We start from the raw sequence: 3,716 nt of genomic DNA, 5'->3' as shown, positions 1-3,716 counted from the left end.
CATTTGAGCTTGTTTTTTCACGTTGAAAAAATCATTAAATAATGCCCAGTCGTACACCCCTTCATCAATTGGATATGCTGTTAAAACTCCTGATAACTTATGTCTATCTATCCATATTTCCGCCTTTTCAATTGAAGTAAAAACTCCACTTGAAAACCGCCCTCCTTCTCCATGAAAAACCCAAAGTGTATCGAACATATTACTTATTTTTTTAAAAATTACCCTGGGAATCTAGTATGCAGGACAGTCCGATCTGGACTCTTTTCTATCTGCTCGAAATCATCTATTTTTCTACAATTATTGAAAATAACCATTTCGATGTGCTCACATTCATTTACGTCCTTGACAGATTGTAAGTTTCTGCCGTAGTCGATACGAAATGTTCTTAGATTTTTGAGCCTCTCGATACCTTCCAAATTTTGCACATTAGTATGGTGGACCAATATTTCTTCCACATTGGGAAAAGCATCCACAATCGATTCAAAGGATCTACTTGTAGGGTTGAAATACCATAATGTAATATGCTTTACCGAATTACTGTGATTTTCGAATTTAATACTCTTATTAAAATCCAAAATATGGACTTCTTCAAGCCTCGCAAATTTACTTAAATCGATGGTTCCCTTTGTCGATTTCCCATTGCAATAGAGTTGTCTTACCTCCAGTACATTCTTAGGCAGCTCAATATCCAATAGGGATTCTGAAAAGCTAATTTTTTGAATCTTAAAATGCTGTAATTGTTCAAACAAAACAGTTTCAAGAGCTTTACCCTTATAACGATCTATTGTTAATATTTTTAAATTTCTATTATTGAAGGGCAACCTTCCATCATACAATTCAGCAAGATACTCGTTATAGCCAGGAGGATCATCACGTCGCAGGTACTTTTCAAATTCGTTCCAGCTTTCTGGTTTATAACGCTCCACAATAGCCATTACCTCTTCAAAGGTACTGATTGATAAATACTCTTCTCCTTTAAATTGACAAAGAAATAACTGGTGCATCTTTTACTATAGTATTGGCTCTAAACTTACCAAATTTCCATTGAAATAAATATGATGGCTTAAATATTTCCGCCATTGTTTTCTCTAGAGCGACCACCAAAGAAATCGACATAGTTCGCTCCTATATCGCTAAAGACAGTGGTGCCTATGACAACATTGGCAGCTATTGGAATGTTGGAATTGGTCGTGGTATTGTAAGGCTAAGGTATTGGTTTGAAAGTAGGATTGGTTACGGGAGACCGTAGCTGATTTATTCAACCCTGTTAATAAGACAATAAAATAAAAAAGCCCCCCCTTATAACCGTTGAGGGAAGCAATTTTAGCTAGATGTCCGCTTGGGCTAGATGTTAACCGGCTTTGGGCATTAATCTATTGTAAAGATCGTGAGATTAGTTGAGATAATTGTTGTTCATTTCTTAGAAAATGTTGTTTAAAAGATAATGGCAACCGCCGTTTATCAAAAAGTTCTTCCATGGTCATCCATACCTGATCCGTCAATGTAAAATATTTTTTGGTGCTTAGATCATCTATAGTCAAAAATCCGGTAACAGAAAACTTTTCGACAGCTAGTACGCCGTGCTCAACAGCTAGAAATAACTTTTTTTAAAACCAAACAGGATTCGATATTGTATTAATAGTACTTTTCAGAAATAGGTAGTAATTAGGAAGCCTTGAGATCCTCCCAGACTCAAGGTTTTTTTATTCCTTTTATATCCTTTTTCATCGCATATCGTCCTTTATCCACTTTAATTCCCCACGTTGTATCAGGACTATATACTTTTGCACCTGATAATCGGTCAATAAGCAATTGTCTTCAAGGTGGTAATTGAACTGCTTAGTGAAGGTGTAATATTGAATACTCCCTACATAAGCATTATTGAGATAAATATGCCAAAGGCTGTATTTCTTGGCCCGAACTTCCACGACCTGGCGTTTTCCATGATGATAAAACAACTCAGGCACATCGGTATCAAAGCGAAGTATAAGAGCGTCAATGCACGCTTCCTTGATGACATCGGCAAGTACACCGAATGCCAATTGCCACACTCCCTGAGATTTCCTGAAAACATAAAAAGCAAGACCATTTTTGTTGTAAAGATGATAATCTTTCATGCCCATGCTTTTATCATGCACGGTGATTTGAGCGTACATTACCCGATTTCGGCAAAAGATTTCTAGCGGTTTCATTATACAATATTACTAATAATATTAGTAATATTGTATACGGTATAGATTTATAGGGTTTCTTACTTTTTATATGTAATCGGATGTATTAAGCCTATCCTAGCCCGATAATAGCATTATGGGAAACCTTAGTCTATATTAAGATTGGAATTGACGTAAGCCGTCGCTACGCGGACAGCTTACCATAAGCGACTTGGTTAAACAGCTCCACTTTCGTATCTTCGATACGGCTACGTTACTTCGCTAAGTCGCCGCTCCATAATATAACAATGCTAAAAACTACCATACATACATTCAACGACCTTGACAAATGGTTGTCCGACAACTTCTATTTTGAAGACGGACACGTTTTGGCAATAAAAGAAAATCCGCTTGAAATTATTGTTGGTTATAATGTGAAAGCAAATTATAAGGCAAATTCAGAAAGACACATTTTGCCTTTCAAAATCATTCCATCAAAAATTTACGAATGGACTTTTGACAAAGATCTAGCAAATGTTGGTGACGACAACTATATTGAATATATTGAAGCACAAGAAGTTGAAAATGGAATTTGCTTAGAGTTCTCTACACTTGCGACTTTTCGACTTGTTACAAACAGCCTTGAAATTGAAGAACAAGAGCTAATAAAAACAACATTTAAGCCTTGGACAAGCGAAAAAGAAATGTATTTGACCGCTGACCTTTCTGAAATTCCGAGACCTTTATTTTGGAAAGAAAAATTAAACAAATACGGACACGACATTCTGTTTCGTTATTATTCAGGTGAAGAAAGACAACCAGAGCAAGTTCCTTACCCAGACTATCAAGGTTACTATATACAACTTGCGGAGAGAATTAGCTCGACACAAGAAGGTATTTTTCTCAAACATATAAAAGTAGAAAACGGAAAATTTAGTTTGAATTCTGAAAACTAGGACGATGAATTGAAAGATGTTTGGAACGACTTAACAGCAATTCTTGCAGACTTTCCTAATGCTCAAATCAAAAGCGGAAATTGCGAGTTTAACGGGGCAAAATGGAAACAATATTTAGCTGACAAACTATTACCGACAACAGAATGACAGGAAGCACAGCATATAACGGTGGCGACTTAATTCGCTTGCCTTAAGCCTCCGCGCCATTACCCGACTTTCTGGAGGCTTTGGCCTCATACGCAGAAGATATTCAAGGGTATTATGATAATACAGACGCAAATGTAGATGCTGAGAAAGCTGCGTGGTCAACATTTGCTGATATTTTCAAGGGAGCTAAAGTTTACGAGTAATAGTAAGCATTTCTTTCACATATTCGCATATTTACCAGCGAAGAATATTTGCTTAAAATACCAACGAAAACTACAGAATAATATATGAACATACAGCTAAGTGTCAATAGAGATTTAAACGCAAACGACATACTACAACTTTATCAAGCTAACAAATGGAGTGCAGCCAATAAACCAGAACTACTGATCAAAGCACTCTTAAATTCGCATTCCTTAGTTACGGCATGGGATGGTACGACATTGGTAGGTCTAGGAAATGC

Annotated in this window: 5 protein-coding genes; 2 read left to right on the top strand and 3 right to left on the bottom strand. The window is 36.5% G+C overall.

Translation table 11 applies throughout. From position 1 onward, the window contains the following. The 3 genes from B4N43_RS08175 to B4N43_RS08165 all read right to left on the bottom strand — a co-directional run. Nucleotides 1-198, bottom strand: a 198-nt coding sequence (locus tag B4N43_RS08175) for a DUF7710 domain-containing protein (RefSeq protein ID WP_286734048.1), incomplete at its 3' end; no start/stop codon positions are given. A gap of 20 nt (nt 199-218) precedes the next feature. Further along, the gene (locus B4N43_RS08170; RefSeq protein ID WP_286734046.1) at nt 219-1,004 is read right to left on the bottom strand and encodes a hypothetical protein; all 786 of its coding nucleotides are present in this window, start codon (nt 1,002-1,004) and stop codon (nt 219-221) included. Between the two features lie 720 nt (nt 1,005-1,724). After that, entirely contained in the window at nt 1,725-2,117 is a 393-nt protein-coding gene (locus B4N43_RS08165) for a hypothetical protein (RefSeq protein WP_286734045.1), read from the bottom strand. A 341-nt stretch (nt 2,118-2,458) separates the two neighbouring features. Between B4N43_RS08165 and B4N43_RS08160 the strand changes: the two genes are divergently transcribed. Together B4N43_RS08160 and B4N43_RS25640 are read left to right on the top strand one after the other, a co-directional pair. Beyond that, on the top strand, nt 2,459-3,106 hold the full coding sequence (locus B4N43_RS08160; RefSeq protein WP_083663660.1) for a hypothetical protein: 648 nt from the start codon (nt 2,459-2,461) through the stop codon (nt 3,104-3,106). 218 nt (nt 3,107-3,324) lie between these two features. Then, nucleotides 3,325-3,456, top strand: coding sequence for a DUF7660 family protein (locus B4N43_RS25640; protein ID WP_420833025.1), 132 nt, complete (start codon nt 3,325-3,327; stop codon nt 3,454-3,456). Nucleotides 3,457-3,716: the final 260 nt, after the last annotated feature.

This window comes from Sphingobacterium sp. UBA1897 (assembly GCF_002337775.1).
Classification (GTDB): Bacteria; Bacteroidota; Bacteroidia; order Sphingobacteriales; family Sphingobacteriaceae; genus Sphingobacterium; species Sphingobacterium siyangense.
The sequence above is the reverse complement of the archived record's forward strand: the minus strand, read 5'-3'. Positions and strand labels throughout refer to the sequence as shown.

Coding starts and splice junctions, on each gene's coding strand:
- B4N43_RS08170 (WP_286734046.1), bottom strand. CDS start 1,004: ATGCACCAGTTATTTCTTTGTCAATTTAAAGGAGAAGAGTATTTATCA.
- B4N43_RS08165 (WP_286734045.1), bottom strand. CDS start 2,117: ATGAAAGATTATCATCTTTACAACAAAAATGGTCTTGCTTTTTATGTT.
- B4N43_RS08160 (WP_083663660.1), top strand. CDS start 2,459: ATGCTAAAAACTACCATACATACATTCAACGACCTTGACAAATGGTTG.